The organism is Curtobacterium poinsettiae (assembly GCF_025677645.1).
GTDB classification, from domain to species: domain Bacteria; phylum Actinomycetota; class Actinomycetes; order Actinomycetales; family Microbacteriaceae; genus Curtobacterium; species Curtobacterium poinsettiae_A.
Window position 1 is genome coordinate 2798524 of the sequence record NZ_CP106879.1, and the last position, 25387, is coordinate 2823910.

25 protein-coding genes and 2 tRNA genes are annotated in these 25387 nt (G+C 72.0%); 4 read left to right on the forward strand and 23 right to left on the reverse strand.

What is annotated here, in order from left to right; translation table 11 throughout:
• Positions 1-57: 57 nt before the first annotated feature.
• The 7 genes from OE229_RS13360 to OE229_RS13390 all read right to left on the reverse strand — a co-directional run bounded on the left by OE229_RS13360 (position 58) and on the right by OE229_RS13390 (position 9224).
• Entirely contained in the window at positions 58-3786 is a 3729-nt protein-coding gene (locus tag OE229_RS13360; RefSeq protein WP_262138436.1) for an AAA family ATPase, read from the reverse strand.
• Between the two features lie 31 nt (positions 3787-3817).
• Entirely contained in the window at positions 3818-4789 is a 972-nt protein-coding gene (mutM, locus tag OE229_RS13365) for a bifunctional DNA-formamidopyrimidine glycosylase/DNA-(apurinic or apyrimidinic site) lyase (RefSeq protein WP_262138438.1), read from the reverse strand.
• Between the two features lie 4 nt (positions 4790-4793).
• Entirely contained in the window at positions 4794-5519 is a 726-nt protein-coding gene (gene rnc, locus OE229_RS13370) for a ribonuclease III (RefSeq protein WP_247738016.1), read from the reverse strand.
• Between the two features lie 13 nt (positions 5520-5532).
• A complete protein-coding gene (gene rpmF, locus OE229_RS13375; RefSeq protein WP_017888273.1) occupies positions 5533-5736 on the reverse strand; it encodes a 50S ribosomal protein L32 in 204 nt (67 codons plus the stop codon).
• A gap of 55 nt (positions 5737-5791) precedes the next feature.
• A complete protein-coding gene (locus OE229_RS13380) occupies positions 5792-6364 on the reverse strand; it encodes a YceD family protein (protein WP_071405664.1) in 573 nt (190 codons plus the stop codon).
• Between the two features lie 107 nt (positions 6365-6471).
• The gene (gene coaD, locus OE229_RS13385) at positions 6472-6957 is read right to left on the reverse strand and encodes a pantetheine-phosphate adenylyltransferase (RefSeq protein WP_259578174.1); all 486 of its coding nucleotides are present in this window, start codon (positions 6955-6957) and stop codon (positions 6472-6474) included.
• A 38-nt stretch (positions 6958-6995) separates the two neighbouring features.
• A complete protein-coding gene (locus OE229_RS13390; RefSeq protein WP_263344566.1) occupies positions 6996-9224 on the reverse strand; it encodes an ATP-dependent DNA helicase RecG in 2229 nt (742 codons plus the stop codon).
• 97 nt (positions 9225-9321) lie between these two features.
• Between OE229_RS13390 and OE229_RS13395 the strand changes: the two genes are divergently transcribed.
• Complete coding sequence (locus tag OE229_RS13395; protein WP_027465899.1) at positions 9322-9882, forward strand: RsmD family RNA methyltransferase; 561 nt, start codon at positions 9322-9324, stop codon at positions 9880-9882.
• An 18-nt stretch (positions 9883-9900) separates the two neighbouring features.
• Here the strand turns inward: OE229_RS13395 and thiL are convergent, their stop codons facing one another.
• The gene (gene thiL, locus OE229_RS13400) at positions 9901-10896 is read right to left on the reverse strand and encodes a thiamine-phosphate kinase (protein ID WP_262138442.1); all 996 of its coding nucleotides are present in this window, start codon (positions 10894-10896) and stop codon (positions 9901-9903) included.
• A gap of 24 nt (positions 10897-10920) precedes the next feature.
• Between thiL and OE229_RS13405 the strand changes: the two genes are divergently transcribed.
• The gene (locus OE229_RS13405; protein ID WP_182065586.1) at positions 10921-11406 is read left to right on the forward strand and encodes a DUF3515 family protein; all 486 of its coding nucleotides are present in this window, start codon (positions 10921-10923) and stop codon (positions 11404-11406) included.
• Between the two features lie 66 nt (positions 11407-11472).
• Here OE229_RS13405 and OE229_RS13410 read toward each other — a convergent pair whose 3' ends face one another.
• The 6 genes from OE229_RS13410 to leuC all read right to left on the reverse strand — a co-directional run bounded on the left by OE229_RS13410 (position 11473) and on the right by leuC (position 17958).
• Entirely contained in the window at positions 11473-12555 is a 1083-nt protein-coding gene (locus tag OE229_RS13410; RefSeq protein WP_262138443.1) for a D-alanine--D-alanine ligase family protein, read from the reverse strand.
• Between the two features lie 59 nt (positions 12556-12614).
• On the reverse strand, positions 12615-13628 hold the full coding sequence (locus OE229_RS13415) for an NAD(P)H-dependent glycerol-3-phosphate dehydrogenase (protein ID WP_182065633.1): 1014 nt from the start codon (positions 13626-13628) through the stop codon (positions 12615-12617).
• Positions 13629-13707: 79 nt separating this feature from the next.
• Positions 13708-14532: a lysophospholipid acyltransferase family protein gene (locus OE229_RS13420; RefSeq protein ID WP_182065584.1), complete on the reverse strand. Its 825-nt coding sequence runs from the start codon at positions 14530-14532 to the stop codon at positions 13708-13710.
• A gap of 5 nt (positions 14533-14537) precedes the next feature.
• Positions 14538-15905: a UDP-N-acetylglucosamine 1-carboxyvinyltransferase gene (murA, locus tag OE229_RS13425; protein WP_071244875.1), complete on the reverse strand. Its 1368-nt coding sequence runs from the start codon at positions 15903-15905 to the stop codon at positions 14538-14540.
• Positions 15905-16501 carry a 3-isopropylmalate dehydratase small subunit gene (gene leuD / locus OE229_RS13430; RefSeq protein ID WP_110859117.1) on the reverse strand — a complete coding sequence of 199 codons (597 nt, stop codon included), beginning with the start codon at positions 16499-16501 and terminating at the stop codon, positions 15905-15907. The genes murA and leuD overlap by 1 nt, the downstream gene beginning before the upstream one ends.
• Positions 16501-17958: a 3-isopropylmalate dehydratase large subunit gene (gene leuC, locus OE229_RS13435; RefSeq protein WP_182065583.1), complete on the reverse strand. Its 1458-nt coding sequence runs from the start codon at positions 17956-17958 to the stop codon at positions 16501-16503. The genes leuD and leuC overlap by 1 nt, the downstream gene beginning before the upstream one ends.
• A gap of 157 nt (positions 17959-18115) precedes the next feature.
• Here leuC and OE229_RS13440 point away from each other — a divergent pair, with 157 nt between their 5' ends.
• Positions 18116-19183, forward strand: a complete 1068-nt coding sequence (locus OE229_RS13440) for an FUSC family protein (RefSeq protein ID WP_262138445.1) — start codon at positions 18116-18118, stop codon at positions 19181-19183.
• Positions 19184-19464: 281 nt separating this feature from the next.
• On the opposite strand, the gene OE229_RS13445 is transcribed toward OE229_RS13440, so the two are convergent.
• The 5 genes from OE229_RS13445 to OE229_RS13465 form a co-directional block, all read right to left on the reverse strand.
• Positions 19465-20070: a histidine phosphatase family protein gene (locus OE229_RS13445; RefSeq protein WP_027465908.1), complete on the reverse strand. Its 606-nt coding sequence runs from the start codon at positions 20068-20070 to the stop codon at positions 19465-19467.
• The gene (gene crcB / locus OE229_RS13450; protein WP_259578188.1) at positions 20067-20456 is read right to left on the reverse strand and encodes a fluoride efflux transporter CrcB; all 390 of its coding nucleotides are present in this window, start codon (positions 20454-20456) and stop codon (positions 20067-20069) included. Before crcB ends, OE229_RS13445 begins: the two co-directional genes overlap by 4 nt.
• Positions 20453-20899 carry a fluoride efflux transporter FluC gene (locus OE229_RS13455; protein WP_262138447.1) on the reverse strand — a complete coding sequence of 149 codons (447 nt, stop codon included), beginning with the start codon at positions 20897-20899 and terminating at the stop codon, positions 20453-20455. The genes crcB and OE229_RS13455 overlap by 4 nt, the downstream gene beginning before the upstream one ends.
• Before the next feature lie 107 nt (positions 20900-21006).
• Positions 21007-21082 (reverse strand) — tRNA-Glu (locus tag OE229_RS13460).
• Between the two features lie 33 nt (positions 21083-21115).
• Positions 21116-21191: transfer RNA gene (locus OE229_RS13465), tRNA-Glu, on the reverse strand.
• 103 nt (positions 21192-21294) lie between these two features.
• Between OE229_RS13465 and OE229_RS13470 the strand changes: the two genes are divergently transcribed.
• Positions 21295-22191: a DUF72 domain-containing protein gene (locus OE229_RS13470; protein ID WP_262138448.1), complete on the forward strand. Its 897-nt coding sequence runs from the start codon at positions 21295-21297 to the stop codon at positions 22189-22191.
• Positions 22192-22318: 127 nt separating this feature from the next.
• On the opposite strand, the gene OE229_RS13475 is transcribed toward OE229_RS13470, so the two are convergent.
• The 4 genes from OE229_RS13475 to OE229_RS13490 are packed head-to-tail and all read right to left on the reverse strand — an operon-like array spanning position 22319 to position 25348.
• On the reverse strand, positions 22319-22954 hold the full coding sequence (locus OE229_RS13475) for an MBL fold metallo-hydrolase (RefSeq protein WP_262138450.1): 636 nt from the start codon (positions 22952-22954) through the stop codon (positions 22319-22321).
• Between the two features lie 10 nt (positions 22955-22964).
• A complete protein-coding gene (locus OE229_RS13480; protein ID WP_262138452.1) occupies positions 22965-23981 on the reverse strand; it encodes a LacI family DNA-binding transcriptional regulator in 1017 nt (338 codons plus the stop codon).
• Positions 23982-24002: 21 nt separating this feature from the next.
• Positions 24003-24500: a hypothetical protein gene (locus tag OE229_RS13485; protein WP_262138453.1), complete on the reverse strand. Its 498-nt coding sequence runs from the start codon at positions 24498-24500 to the stop codon at positions 24003-24005.
• A 5-nt stretch (positions 24501-24505) separates the two neighbouring features.
• A complete protein-coding gene (locus OE229_RS13490) occupies positions 24506-25348 on the reverse strand; it encodes a carbohydrate ABC transporter permease (RefSeq protein WP_241660376.1) in 843 nt (280 codons plus the stop codon).
• Positions 25349-25387 lie beyond the last annotated feature (39 nt).

Here is a 25387-nt window from a genome sequence, read left to right on the forward strand (position 1 = left end):
GCGCGGTGCCAGCTGGCACCGCGCCTCCTGTCTGCCGTCCGGTCGCGACCAGGACGCCTAGGCGACCGCGTCCGCCGGCTCGCGCTTCTGCACCCGCTGCCCGACGACCGCCGAGACGCCGTCCTGCCGCATCGACACCCCGTACAGGGCGTCGGCGATCTCCATCGTCCGCTTCTGGTGCGTGATGACGATGAGCTGGGACGACTCGCGCAGACGCTCGAACACGGTCAGCAGGCGGCCCAGGTTGGCGTCGTCGAGCGCCGCCTCGACCTCGTCCATGATGTAGAACGGCGACGGCCGAGCGGTGAAGATCGCGACGAGGAGCGCCACCGCCGCCAGGGACCGCTCGCCGCCGGACAGCAGGGTCAGGCGGTCGATCTTCTTGCCGGCTGGCTTCACCTGCACGTCGATTCCGGTGCCGAGCAGGTCGGTCGGGTCGGTCAGGTTGATGGACCCCGAGCCGCCCGGGAACAGGATCGGGAAGATGACGTCGAACGCTTCCTTCGTGTCGTTGAACGCGGACTCGAAGATCGTCTGCATCTTCGTGTCGAGCTCGTCGATGATCGTCAGCAGGTCCGTCCGGGTCTTCTGCAGGTCCTCGAGCTGCTCGGCGAGGAACGCGTGCCGCTGCTCGAGCGCCTGGAACTCCTCGAGCGCGAGCGGGTTCACCTTGCCGAGCTGTCCGAGGTCGCGCTCCGCGGCCTTGAGCCGGCGCTCCTGTTCGGCACGGACGTAGGGCACGGTCTCGACGTCGGCGGGGTCGATCTCGTCGGTCGTGTCGAACTCGGGCAGGGCCGGGCCGCCGGGCAGGGTGGACTCCGCGTCGACGAGGGCCACGTCGTCGGTGTCGGGACCTGCTTCTGCCGCAGCTTCCTCCGGCTCGGTCACGCCCGCGGCCTCGGCGGCGGCGGCCGCCGCCGCACGCTCCGCCTCACGGTGCTTCCGCGCACGCACCCGCGGGTCAACGAGCACGTCGACCGGCACCGGCACGTGCGGCCCGTACTCGGCCACCAGCACGGCCTCGGACAGCCCGAGCTCGCTCTGCGCCCGGTCGAGGACGCCGGACACGTGCAGCTTCTTCTCGTAGATCTCCATCTCGAGCGAGTGCACGCCGTCGGTGATGGTCTGCAGGCGGTCCCGGAGCTCGCGCTCCTCGTTGCGGATCGTCTGCAGCTCGGTGTTGCGCTTCGACCGCTCGGCTTCCTCCGTCGCCAGCTGCACCCGGGCCTCGGCCAGCGAACGGTCGACCGCACCGAGCACCCCGGGCAGGTCGTCGAGGACGGCTTCGGCGGTCCGGATCTGACCACGGCGGATGACGGCGAGCCGCGCGGCTTCCTCGGCCGCGGCGCGCTCGGCCTCGAGTTGGCGGTCCAGCTGTTCGGCGCGGTTCCGTTCGGCCCGCACGCGCTCGCGCACGGTCTCGACCTGGATCCGCTGCTCGACCTCGGCGGCACGTGCGGCTTCGAGCGCGTCCTGCAGCGCGGGGCGCTCGGAGGCGTCGACCACGGGACGCTCCTGGTCGGTGAAGGCACGGTACGCCGACTCGGCCTCGGCCAGCACCGCCTCGGCGGTCTCGACGGCGCCGTCGGTCTCGGCCAGCGCGGCACGCAGCCGCTCGACCTCGGCCGCGGCGTTCTCGGCCTTCGCCCGCGTCGACGCGCTCGTGCGGTCGTACTCGGCCTTCGCCCGCGTGTACGCGCGGGATGCTGCGTCGGCCTCGTCCGCACGGCGGCGCGCGTCCTCGACGGCACGGCGTGCGGCCTGGAGGCCCGTGGCCGCGTCCTCGGCGTCGGTCGCGATCGTGTCGCGCCGGGTCACGGCGTCGTCGCGCTCCGCGACGAGCTCGATGCGCGAGGTCACGCGCTCCCCGCCGCCGGTGACGCGGACCGCACGGACGAGGTCACCGGAGCGGGTGACCACCGTGACGTGCGGGGCGGCCGTGAGCACGGCCTCCAGGTCGAGGTCGTCGGTCTCCGCGACCAGCGTGTCCCGCAGGATCGACGCGAGCGCCGGCGGTCCCTGCACCAGGTCGGTGGCACGGCGGACGCCGGCCGGCAGGGTCTCGGGCAGGGCCGCGGGGACGGACGCGGCGTCCGCGACGACGACGTCGATCCGGCCGAGGTCAGCGGCGCGGGCGTGGTCGACGGCGTCGAGCGCCGCACCGCGGTCGTCGGCGAGGACGGCGTCGGCGAGTCCCTCGAGCGCGGTGGCGATCGCGGCCTCGAACCCGGGCGACACCGTCAGGCTGTCGGCCAGGCGACCGACGATGCCCGCGCGACCGGCGTCGATCAGGGCCTGCGAACCGTCGCGGACCTCGATCGACATGCCGAGCGCGGTGACCCGGGCGTCGAGGGCGTCCCGCTCGCGTTCGAGGGCGTGGAGCCGGTCGCGCTGCTCGTCCCGCGTGGTCTGGGCCCGTTCGAGCTCGGCGCGCGCCTGCTCGAGTGTCTGCGCGAGCGCGGTCTCGTCGACCCCCTCGGACGGGTCGACACCGAGTTCGGCGAGGGCCGCCGCGGCACGCTCGGCACGCTCCCCCGCCTCGGCCAGAGCCCGCTCCCGCCGCTCGCGGTCGGCGACGGCGGAACCGCGCTTCGACCGGGCGACGTCGACGGCGCTGGTGAGCCGCTGCGCCTCGAGGTCGTGCTGCGAGACCAGGGCAGCCTGGGCGGCGATGCGTTCGTCCAGGGCGTCCAGCGCGGCGCGTGCGTCCTGCACCGCGCGGGCGGTCGTCGCCGAACCGCCCTGCATCTCGTCGGCGCGGGCGGCGAGGCGGTCGGCCTCGGCACGGACCCCGGCGACCTGCTCCTGGGTGACGGTCGGGCCCTGCTGTGGTGCCTCGGCCTGCTGCGCGAGGAACATCAGGCGCTGGTTCGCCAGGCTCGACAGGCCGCGGAGGCGCTCCTGCACGCTCTCGAGCCGGTGCACGACGGTGCGGGCGCGGTCGACGTCGTCGCCGACCATGCTCTGCTCGACGTGCTGCTGGCGCACCCGGGTCTGGTCGAGCCGCTCGGTCAGGACGATCCGCTCGGACTTGCGGCCCGCCTCGACCTCCTGGTGGTCGTGCAGCTCACGGCGCAGGCGCACCACGTCGTCGGCGAGGATGCGGGCCTTGGCGTCGCGGAAGACCGCGGCCACCGACTGGGCCTTGCGTGCGACCTCGGCCTGCCGCCCGAGGGGCTTCAGCTGCCGCCGGATCTCACCGGCCAGGTCGGACAGGCGGGTCAGGTTCGTCTGCATCGCGTCGAGCTTGCGGAGGGTCTTCTCCTTGCGACGGCGGTGCTTCAGGATCCCCGCGGCCTCCTCGATGAAGCCGCGGCGGTCCTCGGGGGTGGCGTGCAGCACCTTGTCGAGCTGCCCCTGCCCGACGATCACGTGCATCTCACGGCCGAGGCCGGTGTCGCTCAGCAGCTCCTGGACGTCGAGCAGCCGGCAGTTCTCACCGTTGATGGCGTACTCGCTGCCACCGTTGCGGAACAGCGTGCGCGCGATCGTCACCTCGGAGTACTCGATCGGCAGCAGGCCGTCACTGTTGTCGATGGTCAGCAGCACCTGGGCGCGGCCGAGCGGACCGCGGGTCGAGGTGCCGGCGAAGATGACGTCCTCCATCTTGCCGCCGCGCAGGGTCTTCGCACCCTGCTCCCCCATCACCCAGGCCAGGGCGTCCACCACGTTCGACTTGCCGGAGCCGTTCGGGCCGACGATGCACGTCACGCCCGGTTCGAACGCGAACGTCGTCGGCTGCGCGAAGGACTTGAACCCCTTGATGGTCAGGCTCTTCAAGTACATGCGGTCTCCGGATGCTCTGGTTGGCGTCAGGCTAACGCGTGCGGGCGCGGGGACGGGGTTGGCACACGGGGCAGATGTGGCTCGACCGGTTCATGAAGGCCTCGCGCACGATCGTCGTGCCGCAGCGTGGACACGGCTTCCCCTGCTGCCCGTAGACGTTCAGGCGCTGCGAGAAGTACCCCGACTGCCCGTTGACGTTGACGTACTGGGCGTCGAAGCTCGTGCCGCCGTCCTCGAGCGCCCGGCGCAGGATGGCGCGGACCTCGTCGAGCAGCCGTCGCAGGTCGGCACGGCTGAGGCGGTCGGCGGCGCGGTCGTAGTGCAGCTTCGCGGCCCAGAGCGACTCGTCGGCGTAGATGTTGCCGATGCCGCTCACGACGCCCTGGTCGAGCAGCACCCGCTTGATGCCGCTCGAACGCTTCCGCGCCATCGCGGCGAACCGGTCGTCGTCGAACGCGGGGTCGAGCGGGTCACGGGCGATGTGCGACACCTGCCCGGGCACCCAGCGGCGCCACACCGCATCGGGGTCGATCGCGTCGACCTGCCCGCCGAACCCGGCGGGAGCCCCGTCGATCGTCGGCACCATCTCGTCGATCGCCATCGAGCCGAACGTGCGCTGGTCGACGAACTCGAGTTCCACCGGGGGCTCCGCCGCACCCGAGCGGTCGGTGCCCGCAGGCTGCACGTCGATGAGGATCCGCCGGTGCTTGGCAGCCGGTCGACCACGACCGAGCAGGATCTGCCCGCTCATGCCGAGGTGGGCGACGAGGGCCTCGGGGCGGTCCCCGTCCCGCTCGGGACGCAGCGGCATCCAGAGGAACTTGCCCCGGCGGACGGCGGCGGCGATCGTGCGACCGGTCAGTCGGTCTGCGAAGTCCTCGGCGGGGCCGTCGTGCCGGGTGAGGGCACGGTCGTCGACCACGTCGACGTGCAGGACCCGCGCGCCGGTGACGGCGGGTTCGAGGCCGGCGCGGACGACCTCGACCTCGGGGAGTTCGGGCACGCGGTCAGGCCGCTCGACCGGACAGCCGGGTCCAGGCGTCGAGCGCGGCGGCCATCTCGGCGGCCTTCTTGCTCGACCCGGTGCCGGTGGCGATGTCCTCACCCTGCAGCACGACCGTCGCCATGAAGGTCTTGTCGTGGTCCGGGCCGGTCTCGGTGACGCGGTACGCCGGGTTGCCGAGCGAGCGGCTCGAGGCGAGCTCCTGCAGGCTCGTCTTCGGGTCCATCGCGGCACCGAAGCGGTCCGGGTCGATCATGAGGGGTTCGACCAGGCGGAGCACGAGTTCGGTGGCCGGGTCCGGGCCGGCCGACAGGTACGTTGCGCCGATGACGGCTTCGACGGTGTCGGCCAGGATCGACGACTTGTCGCGCCCCCCGGTCTGTTCCTCGCCCTTGCCGAGGCGCAGGTAGCGGCCGAGCCCGATCATCCGGGCGATCTCGGCCAGCGCCACGGTCGACACCAGGCTCGCCCGTCGCTTGGCGAGGTCACCCTCGTCGAGGTCGGGGAACGACCGGTAGAGCTTCACGGTCACGGCCTGACCGAGGATCGAGTCCCCGAGGAACTCGAGGCGCTCGTTGTGCTTGATGCCCCCGTGCTCGTAGGCGTAGGAGCGGTGCGTCAGGGCGAGCTGGAGCAGCTCGAGGTCGATGTCGACCCCGAGGATGCCCTGCAGACGAACGACGTCCGGCCCCGCGGGGCGAGACCCCGCAGCGCCGGACGTTGTCGTCATGCGTTCGGTCCGATCAGACGTCGGCGACCTTGCGGCCCTTGTACTCCATGTACAGGGGCGTGCCGGCCGAGTCCTCGACGACCTTCGCGCGGTGCGGGAGGCTGTAGGTGACCTGGCCGTTCTCGATCGTCTTCACGAGCTGGATCGGCGTGGCCTTCCACTGCGAACGACGGGCGTGCGTGTTCGCACGGGACTGCTTGCGCTTGGGAACGGCCATGGTGAATCTCTTTCGGTTGGTCGGTGGTCGGTACGGGGGCTGGCGGTGTCGGGACCTACTCGGTCTCGGCCCGCTCCTCGCCCTCGGTGGTCTTCGGTGCGGTGGTGTCACCGTCGGTGCTGTCGTCGAGCTCGATCGCGCTGAGCGCTGCCCAACGAGGATCCAGCACCTGGCGAGCGGGCTGCTCGCCGAGGTCGGCCAGACGCTCACCCGTTACCGGGTCGAGTCCTGGGCAGTCCGGTCGGCAGACCGGCTGGAACGGCAGCGACAGCACCACCGCATCTCGAACGACCTGTTCGGTGTCCACGTGGTCATCGCGAACGAAGAAGTCGAAATCCTCCGAGGCATCATACGCGAACAGCTCGGCGAAATCGACCTCGATCGGTTCGCTGATGTCGATGAGGCAGCGCGAGCACTCCCCCGTGGCGTCGGCCGAAGCGTGTCCGGACACGAGGACACCCTCGTGCAGGCCTTCGAGTTTGACGTCGATGTGCAGTTCGGCACCCTGTCGGACGCCGATCAGACCGGCCCCCATCGCGTCGGGCACCTCGATGTCGAGCGAGTGCTCGCGCATCTCGCCCGGCCGGTGCGCGAGGTCGCGCACGCGCAGGGCGTAAGGGCTGTTCACGGGGGAAGACACGATCGACGAGCCTAGCGCGATCGGGGCCGAGAGTCGAGGTGGCGACAGGCGTGTCCGGACGCGGTGGGGTCAGTGCGCGAGCTGGGCGGGCGTGCTCAGCGGGCCGCGAGCGCGTCGGCGACCGTCTTCGGCACGTAGGGCGTGACGTTGCCGCCGAGGGAGGACACCTGGCGGATCAGCGAGCTCGACACGTGCGCCCGCGACGCCTCCGGCAGCAGGAACACCGTCTCGACGTCGGCCAGGTGGCGGTTCATGATCGCCATCGGGGTCTCGTACGCGACGTCCTCGCCGGACCGCACGCCCTTCACCAGGACCTTCGCGCCGACCTGCCGGCAGTAGTCCACCAGCAGCCCGGACGTCCACTCGCCCACCGTGACCGTCTCCGGCGCGCCGACCTCGACCAGCGAATCGCGGATGAGCCGCACCCGATCGACCGCCTCGAACATTGCCGGCTTCTTGTCGGGGTTGTGCACCACGAGGACGTGCACCTCGTCGAAGAGCCCGGCCGCGCGGCCGATGACGTCGAGGTGCCCGAGGGTGACGGGGTCGAACGAACCGGGGACCACCGCGATCTGCGCCATGGCAGCGACGATACCGCCCGCGACGCCGTGCCCCGGGGTCAGTTCTTGCCGAGGAACGCCGCGTCGGACTCGTCGAGACGCCGGGCGAGGGCGTCTCGGAGGGCCGGGGACCCCTCGAGCTCGGGATCGGGTTCGAGCACACGCTCCGCTTCCTCGCGCGCGTCGACGATGAGATCGGCGTGCTCGACCACCCGGAGCAGGTTGAGCGAGGACCGCCCACCGGACTGCCGTTCGCCCAGGACGTTGCCCTCGCGTCGGAGCTCGAGGTCGACCCGGGCGAGTTCGAACCCGTCGTCCGAGGCGGCCACCGCGTCGACGCGCTCGCGCGAGGTGGTCTCGAGCTCGGCCGAGGTGACGAGCAGGCAGACACCGGCCCACTGCCCACGACCGATGCGGCCGCGGAGCTGGTGGAGCTGCGAGACCCCGAACCGGTCGGCGTCGAGGACGGCCATCATCGCCGCGTTCGGCACGTCGACGCCGACCTCGATCACGGTCGTCGCGACGACCACGTCGACGTTGCCGGCGGCGAAGGACGTCATGACGCGGTCCTTCTCGTCGGCGGTCATCCGGCCGTGCAGGACCGCGATCGAGCGCCCTTCGAGCACGGGCATGGTGCGCATCCGCTCGGCGGTGGCGAGCACGGTCGCCGGGGCACGCTTCGGGGCGTCGTCCTCGCCCTCGGCCGGCTCCGGCTCGCCGTCGTCCTCGGTGTGGGCGTCGTCGATGGCCGGGCAGACGACGAACGCCTGGCGGCCCTTGGCCAGTTCTTCTGCCATGCGCGACCAGATCCGGGGTTCCCAGCCCGGGTGCTCCGCCAGCGGGACCGTGAAGGTCTCGACGCCGGCGCGCCCCGACGGCATGCCCGTGATGGTCGAGACGTCGAGGTCGCCGAACACCGTCATCGCGACGGTGCGCGGGATCGGCGTCGCGGTGAGCACGAGCACGTGCGGCGGGGTCGTGCCCTTGGTGCGGAGGGCCTCGCGCTGCTCGACACCGAAGCGGTGCTGCTCGTCGACCACCACGAGCCCCAGCTCGGCGAAGTCCACCCGGTCGCCCAGGAGCGCATGGGTGCCGACGACCAGCCGTGAGCTGCCAGACGCCGCGGCGAGCAGGGCACGGCGACGTTCGTCGGTCGACTGCGACCCGGTCAGGATCACCGGTCGGAGCTCGGCGGCCAGGTCCGGCCCGAGGAACTTCACGATGGAGCGGAGGTGCTGGGCCGCCAGCACCTCGGTCGGGGCGATGAGCGCGGACTGGCCGCCGGACTCGGCCACCGTGAGCATCGCCCGGATCGCCACGAGGGTCTTGCCGGACCCGACCTCGCCCTGGATCAGCCGGTGCATGGGCCAGGTACGGGCGAGGTCCTGGTCGATGTCGGCCCCGACGGCCCGCTGGTCGTCCGTCAACGTGAAGGGCAGGGTGGCGTCGAAGCGCTCGAGGATGCCGCCGGGGGCGGCCACACGCGGGGTGGCAGCAGTCCGACGGGCCGCGATCCGGCGCTGCACCAGGGCGGTCTGCAGCACGAACGCCTCGCGGTAGCGCAGGGCGTCCTGCGCGCGCTTGAAGTCGGCGACCTTCTCGGGGCGGTGCAGCAGCTCGAGGGCACGGCGGAACGGCACGAGGTCGAGCCGGGACCGCGCGGACGCCGGCACCGGGTCGGGCAGGTCCGGCAGGGTGTCGAGGACGATCCCGATGGACTTGGCGATCTGCCACGACGTGAGCGAGGCCGTGGCCGGGTAGATCGGGATCGGCTGGCGCGACCACCGGATCGCCTCGTCGGAACCGGGCTCGGCCGTGGCGCGGGGGTCGTCGGGGTCGAACAGCTCGTAGTCGGGGTGGGCGAGCTGCCGGGCACCGCGGTAGTCGCTGACCTTGCCGGAGAAGATGCCCCGGGCGCCGGGGAGGAGGTCCTTCGTGCGCCACCCCTGGTTGAAGAACGTGAGCGTGAGCAGGCCCTTGCCGTCGCCGATCTTCGCTTCGAGGATCGAGCCGCGGCGCGCGCGCATGGTGCGTTCACGGACGTCGACGACCTCGGCCACGATGGTGACGGGTTCGCCGATCGCGAGCGAGTCGAGGGCCGTCAGCGCACCACGCTCGGCGTAGCGGCGGGGCGCGTGCTCGAGGAACTCCCCCACCGTGCGGTAGCCGAAGGCCTTCTCGATCGCGGTCGCCGTCCGACCGCCGAGCACGTTCGCGAGCCGCGCGTCGAGCGGCGCCGGACCAAGGTCGGGCGCGGCCGGCGCAGCGGGGGTTCCGGAGGTGACCACGCTCCAACGGTACCGGGCACGACCGACCCCATCCGCGCCTCCCGAGCGGCCTGTGGAGAACACCGGACCGGACCCGCCGGGCCGATACGGTGGCTGCATGACCCGCATCATCGCCGGCGCCGCCGGCTCCCTGACGCTCCGGGTGCCGAAGTCCGGCACCCGCCCGACGAGCGACCGTGTGCGCGAGGCGCTGTTCTCGTCGCTCGAGGCACGGGGACTCGTCGAGGCCACGTCGGTGGCCGACCTGTACGCGGGGACGGGCGCGCTCGGGCTCGAGGCGGCGTCCCGCGGTGCGGCCGAGGTGGTCCTGGTCGACCGGGCATCCGCCGCCGCGCAGGCCTGCCGGGCGAACGCGAAGGCCGTGCAGCAGCGGGTGCCGGGCGTCCGGATCGACGTCCAGCCGCAGCCGGTGCTCGGGTACCTGCGCGGGACCGTCCGCACCTTCGACCTGGTGTTCATCGACCCGCCCTACGACGTCACCGAGCACGAGCTCGCCGAGGTGCTCGAGGCCCTGGCGCCGAAGCTGACGCCGGATGCCGTCGTGGTGGTCGAGCGGAGCAAGCGCTCCCCCGAGCCCACCTGGCCGGCCGGGCTCGCGCCCTTCAGCAAGCGCAGCTACGGCGAGACCGTCGCGTGGGAGGCGGTCGCTGCCGGCTGACGCAGCCGGCCAGCCGGGTCAACCGGTGGCGCCGTCCCAGTCCGCGTAGGGGTCCCAGCCGGTCGTCGGCACCGGCGACCCGGCACGCAGCAGGTCCGCGTCGCCACGCTCCCGCACGGCACCAATGCGCCGGAAGCCCCCGGGCAGGATCGTGTCGGCCGGGAACGTGGCGAGCAGTCCGTGGTCTTCGCCACCGTGCAGTGCGACCTCGTCGAGGTCGGTGGCGGCATCGAGTTCGAGCGTCACCCGGCTGGCACGGGCGAGCCGACCGGCGTCGATCGCCAGCCCGTCGGACAGGTCGAGCATCGCGGTGGCCCCGGCCGCGGCCGCGAGCGGCCCGTCGGCGATCGGGGGCACCGGTCGGCGCTGCCGTCCGACGTCGGGGTCGACGTCCGCACCGCTCGCGACCGTCGCGACGCGGTCCGGCTCGCCCCGGTCGTCGACGCCGTCGTGGAACAGCCGGGACAGCCCGCGCGCGGCACGTCCCAGCTCGCCGGACACCGCGAGCACGTCACCGACGCCCGCGCCCGACCGCAGCACGGGGGCGCGGCCCAGCAGGTCACCGAAGGCGGTGACGGCCACGGTGAACGTCGCCGAGGTGGAGAGGTCTCCCCCGACGACCCCGCACCCGGGCGCGAGTGCGTCGACGGCGAGTCGGAAGCCCTCGGCGATGCCCTCGAGGACGGCCACGGGGGTGTCCTGCGGTGCGGCGAGGGCGATCACGAGGCCGCTCGGCACGGCACCCATCGCGGCGACGTCGGAGAGGTTCGTGGCGGCCGCCTTCCAACCGATGTCCGTCGGCGACGACCACGCCCACCGGAAGTCCGGGCCGTGCACCATCATGTCCGTCGTCACGACGAACCGCCCGTCGGGAGCGGCGACGACGGCGCAGTCGTCACCGGGACCGAGGAGCGGCGTCCCCGCGGGCAGACGGCTCGTGATCCGGTCGAGGACGACGAGTTCGCCGAGCTCCCCCACCGTCGGTCCGGCCCAGGCGTCGTCCGTCGCATCCACACGAGAACGGTAGCCTGGACGGCGATGGACACCGCGCGCCGCACCCCTCGCACCCTCGCGATCCTGGGGGCCGTGATCACCCTCGCCGCCGGGTTGACCGGGTGCACGAACGCCGTGTCGATGTCCCCGGCCCCGTCGGCGAACGCCGCGGCGTGTGCGGCCGTGCAGGTCCGGCTGCCCGCGACCGTGGACTCGAAGTTCGACCTGCGGAACACGAACGCGCAGGCGACCGCTGCCTGGGGCGACCCCGAGGTGGCGATCTACCACTGCGGTGTCGCCGTCCCCACCGTGTCCGACCTGCCGTGCTTCTCGCAGGGCGGCGTCGACTGGATCCGCGACGACCGGGGCGACCAGGTCGTCTACACGACGTTCGGTCGGTCACCGGCGGCGCAGGTCGTGGTCGACTCGACGAAGACCACGTCCTCGGTCGTGCAGGAGCTGTCCGACGCCGTGTCGTCACTGCCGAAGGACGGACACGAGTGCCTCGACCCTGCTGACGTGCAGGGCTGACGCTCGCGCGCCGACCCGGTCAGCGCACGGCTGACGCTCGCGCGCCGACCCGACAGCGCAGGCTGGTCAGCGAACGGCGGCGCGACCCAGTTCGATGAGCTCGGTGATCAGCTCGCCGTAGGACAGCCCCGACGCCGCCCAGCAACGCGGGTACATCGACAGCGGTGTGAAGCCCGGCATCGTGTTGACCTCGTTCACGACGAAGCCGTCGTCGGTCAGGAAGCAGTCGACACGAGCGAGCCCCGAGCCCCCGATGGCCTCGAACGCGCGGGCACCGATGGAGCGGATCTCGTCGGTCTGGTCGTCGGTCAGCGGCGCCGGGCAGAGCAGCGACTCGTCGCCGCCCAGGTACTTCGAGGCGAAGTCGTAGAAGCCGTCCTCGGCCACGACGATCTCGCCCGGCAGGCTCGTGCGCGGCACGCCGTCACGGCCCTCGAGCACGGCGACCTCGACCTCGCGGCCGACCACGCGGGGCTCGACGATCACCTTGGAGTCGTGCTCGAACGCCAGGTCCATCGCGGCACCCAGCTGCGCGGGCTCGTCGACGCGCGAGACACCCATGCTCGACCCGGCGCGGGCCGGCTTGACGAACAGCGGCCAGCCGTGGGCGGCGATCGTCTCGGCAACGTCCACCGGATCGGCCGCCCACTGCCGGCGCAGCACCGTGGTCCACGGTGCGACCCGGAGCCCGGCGTGCTCGAGCACGGCCTTGGCGACGTGCTTGTCCATCGCCAGGGCGCTCGCGAGCACGCCGTCGCCGACGTACGGCAGCCCGGCGATCTCGAGCAGGCCCTGGATCGTGCCGTCCTCGCCGAAGGGGCCGTGCAGGATCGGGAACACCACGTCGACCGGGATCGCCGTGACCGTGCCGTCGGGGTGGGACACGACGAGTTCGTTGGTGGCCGGCGAGGTCGGGAACGCGATCCGCGTGCCGTTGTCGGGCACCGTCGGCAGCGCGCCGTCACGGATGGTCCACTGCGCGGGGTCGTCCGACTGCAGCGTGAAGGCACCCTCCCGGGTGATCCCGATCGGCACGAGGTCGTACTCGGCCCGGTCGACGACGTCCATGATGCCGCCGGCGGTCACGCAGCTGATCTCGTGTTCGCTCGAGCGACCGCCGAAGAGCACGGCGACGGTGGTCCTGGGCATGGGGGTTCCCTCGGGGATCGTGGGCACGGGAGTCCCTTCGTGACTCGGTGCGGGACCGGTCACTCGCCCTGCGGCTCGTCGGTCTCGGTGAGGTGCGGCGCGATGTTGCGCGGATCGAGCCTACCGGCGAGGACCTCGCCGACCTGGCTGACGATGGGCATGTCGACCCCGTTCGCCGCGGCCAGCTCGAGGATCGGGGCGACCGAGGCCAGCCCCTCCGCCGTCTGGTTCATCTGGCGGACGACCTCGTCGAACCGGTAGCCCTGGCCGAGCAGCCGTCCGGCGGTGTTGTTCCGCGACAGCGGCGACTGGCACGTGGCGATGAGGTCGCCGAGGCCCGCGAGCCCGGACAGCGTGGACGACTGCGCGCCGAGCGACACCGCGAAGTCGGTCATCTCGGCGAGGCCGCGCGTGATGATCGAGGCCTTGGTGTTCTCGCCGTAGCCGACCCCGTCGACGATGCCGATCGCGACGGCGATGAGGTTCTTCAGCACGCCGCCGAACTCGGTGCCGATGACGTCCGTGTTGATGAACGACCGGAAGTACGGGTTCGTCGCGACGGCGGCGACGTCCGTGGCGGTCGCCAGCGACGACGACGACACCACCGCGGCGGTCGGCTGCCGACGGGCGATCTCGAGCGCCAGGTTCGGCCCACTGGCCACCGCGATGCGGTCCTGGTCGATGCCGAGCCCCTGCAGCAGGACCTCGCTCATGCGCAGGCCCGTGCTCTTCTCGACGCCCTTCATCAGGCTGACGACCGGCACGTCGGCGGGCAGCAGCTCGCGGATCGCGGCGAGGTTCGAGCGCAGGGTCTGCGAGGGCACCGAGACGTACACCTGCGAGGCGCCGTCGAGCACGCGCTCGAGGGACGTCGACGCGGTCAGGGTGCGAGGCAGGTTGATGCCGGGCAGGTAGTCCGAGTTGCGCTTGGTCTCGGTGATCTCGCGGGCGACCTCGGGGCGTCGGGCCCACACCACGGTGGACGCTCCGCCCTCGGCCAGCACCTTCGCGAACGTGGTGCCCCAGCTGCCGGCACCGATCACGGCCACCCGGGGCTTGTCGGTCGACTGCATGACCACCCGGATCGCGGCGGTGTCGAAGGCCCCCGGAGCCGCGGCGGCGGGGTCGGGTCGGTCGTCGTGGGGTCGGAGGTCACTCAAACCGGCCGGTCTCCTTCTGGTTGTTCGCCGCCGGGTCCCAGCGGGTCGCGGGTGCCCGTTCGCCGCGGAGCACCTCGAGCAGCGCGGTGATCTCGCGCATGACGAGTTCGGTGGCCTCGCCGAGCATCTGCTGGTCGATCTGCCGACCGCGGTACGCCGACAGGTCGACCGGGTCACCGATGATCACGTCGACGCGGGACGGCGGGAACAGCCGGAGCTTCTTGCCGTACCGCGCCATGATGTTCTGCGTGCCCCAGTGGGCCATCGGGATGAGCGGCACGTCGTTCTCGAGTGCGATTCGCACCGCACCCGTCTTGCCGCGCATCGGCCAGAGGTCGGGGTCGCGGGTGAGCGTCCCCTCGGGGTAGACGATGATCGCACCGCCCTGCTCGACCAGGGACCGGCCACCCCCGAGCGGGTCGCTCAGGCGCGTCCGGCCGGAGCGTTCGACCGGGATCTGTCCCATGCCGGACATGAGCTTGCCGACCACGGGGACCGTGAACAGGGACGCCTTCGCCAGGAACCGCGGCGCCCGCTTCGAGATGTACACGGCGGTGCCCACGACCAGGGGGTCGATGTTCGTGAAGTGGTTCGGTGCGAGCACGAAGGCACCCTCGGCCGGCAGCCGGTTGGGGCCGTGCCAGTGGTACCGCGCCGAGAACCGGAACGTCGGGATGACGATCGAGGCGACGATCCGGAACGCGGTGTTCAGCTCGCCGCGGCGCCACCGGCGCCCACGCACGGGGAGGCCGGTCGCGACCTGCGCGTCGGAGCCGCCACGGGCCTCCAGACCGTCGCCGCTTGCTTCTGCCGGCACCGTGCCTACCCAGCGAAGTCGAAGTCGGCGCCGAGCTTGCGCAGCTTCGGGATGAAGTGCTCGTAGCCGCGGCTGATGATGCCGACGTTGGTGATGTGCGACTCGCCGTCGGCGGTCAGCGCCGCGATGAGGTGGCTGAACCCGCCGCGCAGGTCGGGGACGCGCACGTTGGCGGCGTGCAGCTTCGTCGGACCGGTGATGACGGCGGCCTGCTCGAACGGGCGGCGGGCGACACGGCGGTCGTGCCCGGGCAGCCCCTCCTTGTGCACGACGATGTCGGCACCCATCTCGTTCAGCGCGTCGGTGAAGCCGAAGCGGTTCTCGTAGACGGTCTCGTGCACGATGCTCTGGCCCTCGGCCTGGGTCAGCGCGACGACGAGCGGCTGCTGCCAGTCCGTCATGAAGCCGGGGTGCACATCGGTCTCGATGACGACGGGCTTCAGGGTGTCCAGCTCGCGGTAGAACCGGATGCCGTCCTCCTGGATGTCGAACCCGCCGCCGACCTTGCGGAAGACGTTGAGGAACGTCATGAGCTCCTGCTGGTTCGCGCCCTCGACGAAGATGTCGCCGTTCGTGGCGAGCGCGGCGGACGCCCAGCTCGCGGCCTCGTTGCGGTCGTTGATCGCGCGGTGCGTGTAGCCGCGGAGCGACTCGACGCCCTCGATGAAGATGACGCGGTTCGGCTCGACGGAGACGATGGCGCCCATCTTCTGCAGGATCGCGATGAGGTCCATGATCTCGGGCTCGATCGCGGCGTTCCGCAGCTCGGTGACGCCCTTCGCGAGGGTCGCCGAGAGCAGGACCTGCTCGGTGGCGCCGACGCTCGGGTACGGCAGCTCGATCGAGGCGCCCTTCAGGCCGTCCGGGGCCGTCAGGTGGATGCCGTTGACCTGCTTGTCGACGACCGCACCCATGGCACGCAGGGCGTCGAGGTGGAAGTCGATCGGACGGTCGCCGATGCGGCAGCCGCCGAGGTCGGGGATGAACGCCTCGCCGAGCTTGTGCAGCAGCGGACCGCAGAACAGGATCGGGATGCGGCTCGAACCGGCGTGCGCGTCGATCTCGGCGAAGTGCGCCGACTCGACCCGCGACGGGTCGAGGATGAGTTCGCCTCGTGCAGGATCGGTGATGCGCACGCCGTGCACCTCGAGCAGCCCGCGGACCACCTTGACGTCGGAGATGTCCGGCACGTCACGGAGGATCGACGGGGTGTCACCGAGCAGCGACGCCACCATGGCCTTGGTCGCGAGGTTCTTCGCCCCACGGACCTCGATGCGCCCCACGAGCGGCTTGCCCCCGCGGATGACGATCTCGTCCGACTTGAGGCCCACGCGCGCCCCTGCGGCCGCTGCGTCCTGTACGAGAGAGTTCACTACTTCACCGGCAATGTCTTCGGCCGCCAACTGGAGCGGCGGGATTCGAACTCCGTGATCGAGGTCTCGTCACGGAGGGTGAGCCCGATGTCGTCGAGCCCTTCCATCAACCGCCAACGAGTGTAAGCGTCGATCTCGAAGGGGACGTCCACATCCCCCAGCGACACGCGCTGCGTCACGAGGTCGACCGTCGCCTCGATGCCCGGGTTCGCCTCGATGGCGGCCCACAGGCGCTCGACCTCCGGTTCGGTCACGATCGCCGTGACCAGGCCCTGCTTGCCGGCGTTGCCCTTGAAGATGTCCGCGAAACGGGGCGAGACGACCACGGTGAAGCCGAAGTCACGGAGCGCCCACACGGCGTGCTCGCGGGACGAACCGGTGCCGAAGTCGGGGCCTGCGACGAGCACACGGGCACCCTGGTAGCGCTCCTGGTTCAGCACGAAGTCGGGGTCCTGCCGCCACCCGGCGAACAGGGCGTCCTCGAAGCCGGTCTTCGTGACGCGCTTCAGGTAGACGGCCGGGATGATCTGGTCGGTGTCGACGTTCGACCGCTTGAGCGGTGCGGCGATGCCGGAGACGGTGGTGATCTTGTCCATCAGAAGGTCCCCTCGGTGGCGGTGGCGGCCGTCGCCGCCGCGATCTCGTCGTCGGTCTCCAGGTCCCACGGGCTGGACAGCGTGCCGCGCACCGCGGTGGCCGCGGCGACGAGCGGCGACACCAGGTGGGTGCGGCCGCCCTTGCCCTGGCGACCCTCGAAGTTGCGGTTCGAGGTGCTCGCGCAGCGCTCCCCCGGTGCCAGCTGGTCCGGGTTCATCCCCAGGCACATCGAGCAGCCGGCGAACCGCCACTCGGCACCGAACTCGGTGAACACCTTGTCGAGCCCCTCGGCCTCGGCCTCGAGCCGGACCCGAGCGGACCCCGGCACCACCATGACCCGGACGCCGTCGGCCTTCTTGCGGCCGTTGATGATCGATGCGAAGGCCCGAAGGTCCTCGATGCGCGAGTTGGTGCAGGACCCCATGAACACCGCGTCGACGGCGATGTCCTTCATCGGGGTGCCGGCGGCGATGTCCATGTACTCCAGGGCGCGGCGTGCGGCGGCCTGGTCGTTGGGGTCGCTGTAGGCGGCCGGGTCCGGCACGCTCTCGGACAGCGAGACGCCCTGGCCCGGGTTCGTGCCCCAGGTGACGAAGGGCTCGAGCTCGTCCGCGTCGATGAACACCTCGGCGTCGAACACGGCGTCGTCGTCGGTCGCCAGGGTGTCCCAGTACGCGACGGCGTCGTCCCAGTCCTGGCCGGTGGGCGCGTGGTCGCGGCCCTGCACGTAGTCGTAGGTGGTCTGGTCGGGGGCGACCATGCCGGCGCGGGCACCGGCCTCGATCGACATGTTGCAGATCGTCATGCGGCCCTCCATCGAGAGCGCGCGGATCGCGGAGCCGCGGTACTCGAGCACGTAGCCCTGTCCGCCGCCGGTGCCGATCTTCGCGATGACGGCCAGGATGATGTCCTTCGCCGTCACCCCCGGGCGCAGCGTGCCCTCGACCGTGATCGCCATCGTCTTGAACGGCTTGAGCGGCAGGGTCTGCGTGGCGAGGACGTGCTCGACCTCGGACGTGCCGATGCCGAACGCCATCGCGCCGAAGGCCCCGTGGGTGCTGGTGTGCGAGTCGCCGCAGACCACGGTGATGCCGGGCATGGTCAGGCCGAGCTGCGGGCCGACCACGTGGACGATGCCCTGCTCCTTGTCGCCCAGGGAGTGCAGCCGGACGCCGAACTCCTCGCAGTTGCGACGGAGGGTCTCGATCTGGATGCGGCTCGTCGGGTCCGCGATGGGGCGGTCGATGGCGAGCGTCGGCGTGTTGTGGTCCTCGGTCGCGATCGTCAGGTCGAGGCGACGCACCGGTCGCCCGGCCTGCCGCAGGCCGTCGAACGCCTGCGGACTCGTCACCTCGTGCACGAGGTGGAGGTCGATGTAGAGGAGGTCGGGGTTGCCGTCCTCACCCTTGACCACGACGTGGTCGTCCCACACCTTCTCGGCGAGCGTCTTTCCCATGAGCTCAGCCCTCCTCGTCCTCGTCGTTGCGCCGCGACCGCGGCCCGATCAGGCGACTCTACCATTGGTATACCAACGCGCGGCACCCCGGCGCGACCCGGCTTGGAGGCCCGTGGCGACGCCCCGACACCTGTCGCGGTGGGAAGATGGTGACGACATGACGACACCTGCGCACTCGACCCGGACCATCAACCTCGAGGGCGCGGCACGCGCCGCGATCGCCGGTGGCGCACCGCTCGCGCTGCTCATCGCCCTCGGTGTGCCGGGGTACGCCGCCTTCGCCATGTTCGCCGGGTTCACCGCCATCTTCGGTGCGACCGAGCCCTACCGGCAGCGTGCCGTCACCACCGGCGTCGCGGGTGTGCTGCAGGCGCTCTGCATGTTCGCCGGCATCGGGGTCGGGCTCCTCGGGTCGCCGCTCTGGCTGCAGGCCGTGGGTCTCGTCGTCGTCCTGGTGGTCGCGGTCTGCACCCTCTCCGCGCTCCGGACGATCCCCGCGCAGCCGATCTTCCCGGTGTTCGCGTTCGTCGTGTCCGCACTCGTGCCGATGCGCCCGGCCGACGTCCCGCTCGTCACCACGATCATCGTCTGCTCGGTCGCCTGGGCCTGGCTCGTCGCGATGTCCGGTGCGGTGCTCCGCCGTGTGTTCCACCCGCATGCCCCGCACCGGTTCCGCCCGCTGGCCGACCGCAAGCACCGCTCAATCGCGGTCCTGCGGACGCCGGCGCTGTGGGAGACCGTCGCGCTCAACGTCGCCGGGTCACTCGTCGCCGGGGCCGTCGCGGAGTCGATCCCCGGGCTCGGGCACCCGTACTGGGCGGTCATCGCGGTGGTCTCGACCCTGCCGGCGATCCGCCAGCGGCACACCGTGGTCCGCGCCGGGCAGCGTGTGGTCGGCACGATCGGCGGCACGGTCATCGCGGTCGGCATCCTGCTGCTCGAGCCGTCGGCGTGGTGGATCGTCGTGCTGGCCGTCGTCGGACAGTTCTTCGCCGAGATCTTCGTCGCCCGGAACTACGCCGTGTGCCTGCTGTTCCTCACCCCGCTCGCCCTGGCGGTGTCGTGGCTGAGCCTGCCCGAGGCACCCCAGCTGCTGGCGCTCGACCGCATCGCACAGACCGTGCTCGGTGCCGTGGTCAGCGTGGGGCTGCTGCTCGTCGGGCGAGCGATCGAGCGCCGGCGTGGCCGTGCCCTCGGCGCGACGAGCGCCATCCGGACCGTCTGACGCCCCCGGTCGTCCCGGGCGTGCCGGGTCGAATCGGGCGTACCGGGTCGAATCGGGCGTACCTGGTCGAATCGGGCGTACCTGGTCGAATCGGGCGTACCTGGTCGTTCCTTTCGACCAGGAACGCCCGATTCCGCCTGGCATCGCGCGTGACAGGGGAAGGAACGGGCGCGGACGGCGGACGGGAGGCCCGTGGCGGCGCCGCCACGGGCCTCCCGTCCGTCCGTGGTCGCGACCACCGCGTCCGTCGCTGACGCGAGCCCGCCGGCCCCACCCGCGCGTCAGTCGCGCGGCTGGATGTTCCAGGCGTCGATGACGGGGCGGCCGTGCTCGTAGCCGAGGATGCTGACCGAGGCGGTGCCGAGCTTCAGCACGGCGCCGTCCTGCGGCGCGAGCCGGATCCAGGCGGCGCCGAGCGCCCGCAGCACGTGCCCGTGGGCGATGAACACCGCGTCGTGGCCCTCGGCGAGCACCGGACGGGCACGGTTCAGGATGCGCTCGACGCGGACCCGGACCTCGGCGGCGTTCTCACCGGGTGTGTCGCCGGCGGGGACCCCGTCGGTCCAGAGGTCCCACGGACCGTGGCGCAGCACCTTGATCTGCGGGGTGGTGAGTCCCTCGTAGGCGCCGTAGTCCCACTCGTACAGGTCCTCGTCGAGCTCCGGCTCGACGCCGATCAGGTGCGCGGTGTCACGAGCGCGCTGCAGCGGGCTCGACAGCGCCAGCGCGAACGACCGGTCCCCGAGGTACCGGCCCGCGCGCTTCGCCTGTTCGACGCCGTTGTCGGTGAGCGGGATGTCGGTCCGGCCGGTGTGCTGCCCGCTCTTCGACCACTCCGTCTCTCCGTGACGGACGAGGACGAGTTCGCCGGGGCGTTCCGAGGTCATGAGTTCCTTCCGATCCAGAGGCCGAGCGCAGCTGCGCCGACCGAGACGACGAGCATCCCGAGGCCGTTCAGGACGGCGAGCCGGGTCTTGCCGGATCGGAGGAGCTGTACGGTCTCGACGCTCGCCGTCGAGAACGTCGTGTACCCACCCATCATGCCCGTCCCGAGCACAGCGACCGTCGAGGCGGGGATGGTGCCGGCCTGCCCGAGGCCCGTCAGGACACCGAGCACGAGCGAACCGGACACGTTGATGAGCAGGGTCCCGACCGGGAACCCGGCGAATCGCGAACGGGCGACGCGGCCCTTGACGAGCCCGTCGAGCACGAAGCGCAGGGCGGCACCGGCTCCCCCGCCGACCGCGACCAGGACCAGTTCCACCGGGGTCATCGGGCATCCTGCAGGGGTTCGGGGCGGGAGCGGGGCCGGGTGGCCGCGGCGACTCCCAGACCGAGGACGACCGCGACGAGTCCGAGCGCGACCGACAGCAGCGCGTACCCGGTGCCCGCCGTCCAGCGCCCGAGGTCGAGCAGCTGCGCGGTGTCGTCCGCGAGCGTGCTGTAGGTCGTGAAGCCGCCGAGCACACCGGTGCCGACGAACAGCCGGACCGCGCGACGACGACCGACGTCCGGGCCCCGTCGGGCGAGTGCGTCGAGCAGGAAGCCGAGGCAGAACGCCCCGACGACGTTGATCCCGAGGATGGTCCAGCTGATCCCGTCGTGCGCGGGGAACGCCGTGGCGAGGAGTGCGCGGACGGCCGTGCCGATCGCGCCGCCGAGGGCGACGAGGGCGACGAGCCTCCAGCGCAGGTGCGGTGGGCGTTCGGCGTGCATCGTGCTCCCGTCGCGAGGCGATCGTTCCCCGGGCCACGGGGACGATCCAGGCTAGCCGAGACGACGAAACCCCCGCCGAGCCGGAGCTGGACGGGGGTTTCGTGTGCTGGTGACCCCAGCGGGATTCGAACCCGCGTTACCGCCGTGAGAGGGCAGCGTACTAGGCCGCTATACGATGGGGCCGCGGCTGTTGTCGGACTCGGAGCATGTCACCTGTGGTGACCCCAGCGGGATTCGAACCCGCGTTACCGCCGTGAGAGGGCAGCGTACTAGGCCGCTATACGATGGGGCCGTTCCGACAACTCGACAAGTATTGCACAAGGCTCGCATCCGCACCAAAACGGGGCGTGTCGCCCGGGTGTGCCGCCATGTCGGAGCAGGCATACGGTGGATCGATGACGGCCGACCACGACGCGATCGCCCGGGCCAGACACGTGAGCGGCTGCCCGTCGGCCACGGTGCGGATCGGCCTGTCCGGGTGGCAGTACGACGGCTGGCGCGGGGACTTCTACCCCGAGGGCCTCGCGAAGCGGCGGTGGCTCGAGCACGTGGCGTCGCGGTTCCCGACGGTGGAGCTGAACGGATCCTTCTACTCACTGCAGCGTCCGGCGCGGTACCGGGCGTGGCGTGCGGCCTCGGGCGGGCAGCCGTTCCGGTTCGCGGTCAAGGGCGGCCGGTACGTCACGCACATGCTCCGGCTGCGGAACGTCGAGACCGCGCTGGCGAACTTCTTCGCCTCGGGTCCGCTGGAGCTCGGGGACACCCTCGGGCCCGTGCTCTGGCAGCTGCCCGAGCGCCTGCTGCCGACGCCGGAGGTGCTCGACGAGTTCCTCGGGGTGCTCCCCCGGACGCACGGTGCGGCCGCCGGGCTCGCACGCCACCACGACGACAAGGTCCACGCCGAACCGGACGGTCTCGTGGAGCCGGAGGAACCGGCGAGGTCGATCCACCACGCGCTCGAGGTCCGGGCAGCCGGCTTCGGCGACGAGCACCTCGACGTGCTCCGCCGGCACCGCGTCGCCCTGGTCGACTCGCACGCCGGCGACTTCCCCCGCTTCCGAGCGGACACCGGGGCACCACTCGCGTACCTCCGGTTGCACGGCGCACCCCGGACCTACCACGACGGGTACTCACCCCGGGCACTCGGCGGGTGGGCGACGACCGTCCTCGAGCACGCCGAGGCCGGCCGTGACGTCTACGTGTACTTCGACAACGACGCCGAGCGGCACGCTCCGTGGGACGCCCTGACGCTCGACCGCCTGGTCGCGGCGCGATTTCGCCGCGCTTCGTGAGCAGGAATGGTCGCCTCGGGCGCACGGACCCGACCATTCCTGCACACGATGCGGACGGGAGGCGCGTGGCGGCGCCGCCACGGGCCTCCAGGCCGCGCAGCGCCGCGCAGCGCAGCGCAGCGCAGCCCTAGAGCGTCAGCGACTCCCCCGGAAGCAACACGACGAGCGACCCGGCGGGCTCGACGGCCTCGCGGAGCCGCCCCGTGTGCATGCCGAGGCCGACCTCCGACAGGGTGGCCTCGTGGATCGGGTACGCGCGGGACGGCGCGATCGCGGCGACGTAGTCCATCATCTCGGCGACCTTGAGCCACGGCGCCCCGACCGGTGCCGCGAGGACCTCGACCGGGACGCCCGGGTCCGTGTAGGAGTCGCCCGGGTGGAACAGCCGGCCGTTCACGAGCACGCCGGTGTTGTCGACGATCGGCACCGAGGCGTGGATCAGCTGATGCCGCGTGCCGTGGAAGGTGAGCGCGAACGGGCCGACCGTCCGGTGGTCGCCGTCCGTGACGACCTCGACGGCGATCTCCGCCTCGGCGAGCGCCGCGCGGACCCCCTCCGGTCCGATGACGACGGCACCGGGGTTCGCGTCGAGGATGCGGCGGACCTGCTCGGGGGTGACGTGGTCCGGGTGCTCGTGCGTGAGGACGACGGCGACGACCCCGGTGACGTCGACCGGTCGGGTGAAGTTGCCCGGGTCGAGGACCAGGCGGGCGTCCCCCTCGGTGATGACCTGGCAGGCGTGTTCGAGTTTGGTGACCTCCATGCGGGCGACCCTACGCGGCACCGTGCGGGCGGGGCCCCGTGGTCGCGCGGACGACGAGGTGCGCGGGTGCCGCCGCGATCGGGCCGGCGACACCGCCGTCGACCTCGGCGAGCACCGCCCGTGCAGCGGTCCGTCCCTGTGCCACCGGGTCCTGCACGACGGTGGTGAGTCCGACGGTGGCGCCGTACTCGTGGCCGTCGATCCCCATCACGGACACGTCCTCCGGGACCGCGAGGCCGGCTCGGCGTGCGGCCAGCAGGACACCGAGCGCCATCTCGTCCGAGGCGCAGAGCACCGCCGTCGGTCGTTCCGACGCGGGTTCGGCGAACAGCACGGCCCCGGCGGCGGTCCCGCCGGCGAACGAGAACCGGCCGTCGAGCGACCATCGTTCCGGTACGGCCTGTCCCGACGACCGCACGGCGTCGAGGAACCCGTCCCGCCGCAGGTGCGGCACGGCGACGTTCATGCCGGCCTCGTCCTGCCCGCCGACGTAGGCGATGCGCCGGTGGCCGAGGCCCCGCAGGTGCTCGACCGCGATCCGGGTGACCTCGCGGTCGTCGACGCCCACGTTCCGCAGGCCCGGTGCCGGGCCGCCGATGACGACGATGGGGTGCCGGCTGAGTTCGAGTTCGGCCCGTTCGGTGGCGTCGAGCACCAGGGAGAGCAGCACGAGGCCGTCGACGCGGTGCCGCAGCATCGAGCGCCGGAAGGCCCGGTCGCGGTCGCCGCCCGGGCCGCCGAGGTTGTAGAGGACCAGGTCGTACCCGGCCTGGCGAAGCTCCGCGTCGACACCGCCGAGCGCCTTGACGTAGAACCAGCGATCGATGACGGGCACGACCACCCCGACGGCGCGCTGACGACCGGTGGCGAGGCCGGCCGCCGCCGAACTCGGGACGTACCCGAGCTCGTCGGCGACCCGCTGCACCTGCTCGATCGTGGTGTCGGCCACGGTCGACATGCCGCGGAGTGCCCGCGACACCGTCGACTTCGACAGCCCCGTGACGGTCGCGATCTCCTGGATCCCCATCGGTGCGACCCGGGAGGCCCGTCAGCCGTCCGTGCCGTGCGTCACGTCCGCCGATGTGTCGGGTCCGCCCCGTCGGGCCGCCACCGCGGGCACGCCGCGGTCCGCCCGGCGTTGCGGGACCCGTGCGGGGCGCGCCGGCCGTCGTGCAGCCGGTGCGACCTCGTCCCAGCCCGCGTGTTGATGCACCCGTCCGTCCGCGCCGGGTCGGGGTCGGCGACCGGTGGGGTCGGTGACCGACGTGTGCACCGGGGCCACCGCGGGCGCAGCACCGACGCCCCGGGGTACGGACGCACCCGTGCCGTCCTGCGGTGCCCTCCGGCGGAGGACGGCGACCCGCCACCGGTCCAGGGCCACGACGCCGAGGACGCACACGAGCAGGGTGAGCGCCCAGCCGAGCGCCGGCCGCCCGGTGAGCTCGCAGAACACCGTCACGCCGAGGAACAGGACGCCGAACATGCCGACGAAGCCGATCGCCTCCTCGATGCGGGCGGTGGGACGGGTGGGGCCGCGCTGCGCCATGGTCGTCAGCCCTTCACGCCGCCGGCGGTGAGCCCCGCCACGATGCGCCGCTGGAAGATCAGCACGAGGATGACGAGCGGGATCGTGACGATCGTGCCGGCGGCCATCACCGCCGTGTAGGGCTCCTGGTGCGGCTGCGACCCGGCGAACGAGGCGATCGCCACGGTCACCGGCTGTGTCGCGTCGCTCGAGAGCTGCGACGAGATGAGGTACTCGTTCCAGCTCGAGATGAACGCCAGGATCGCCGTCGTGAACACCGCCGGCGCCGCGAGCGGCAGGATGATCCGCCGGAACGCCTGCACCCGGGTGCACCCGTCGATGCGGGCTGCCTCTTCGAGGTCCCACGGCATCTCGCGGAAGAACGACGCGAGCGTGTACACGGTCAGCGGCAGCACGAACGAGATGCTCGGCAGGATGAGCGCCTGGTACGACCCCATCCACCCGATGTCGGTGAACAGCTGGAACAGCGGCGAGATGAGGGCGACGCCGGGGAACATCGACGCGGCCAGGATCGCGCCGGCGATGAGCGACTTGCCGCGGAACTCGAGCCGGGCGAGGGCGTACGCCGCCGTGGTGCCGACGAGCAGGGCGATGATCGTCACGACCCCACCGATGAGCAGGCTGTTCGCGAGCGCCCGACCGAGGTGGTTGCCGAGCGACGTGGAGAACGCCGTCGCGTAGTTGTCGAGCGTGACGTGCGTCGGCCACGGGGTGGCGTCGAACGTGAACCCGACGTCGCGGAAGCTCGTGACCACCATCCAGTAGAACGGCAGGAGGCACCACACGGCGATGACGATCGCCTGCACGGCCGTGCGGATGCGCGGCCCGGTGTCGCGGCGCACGCGCACCTCGGTGCGGTCGACGGCGCGGTCGCGTGCTGCTGCGGA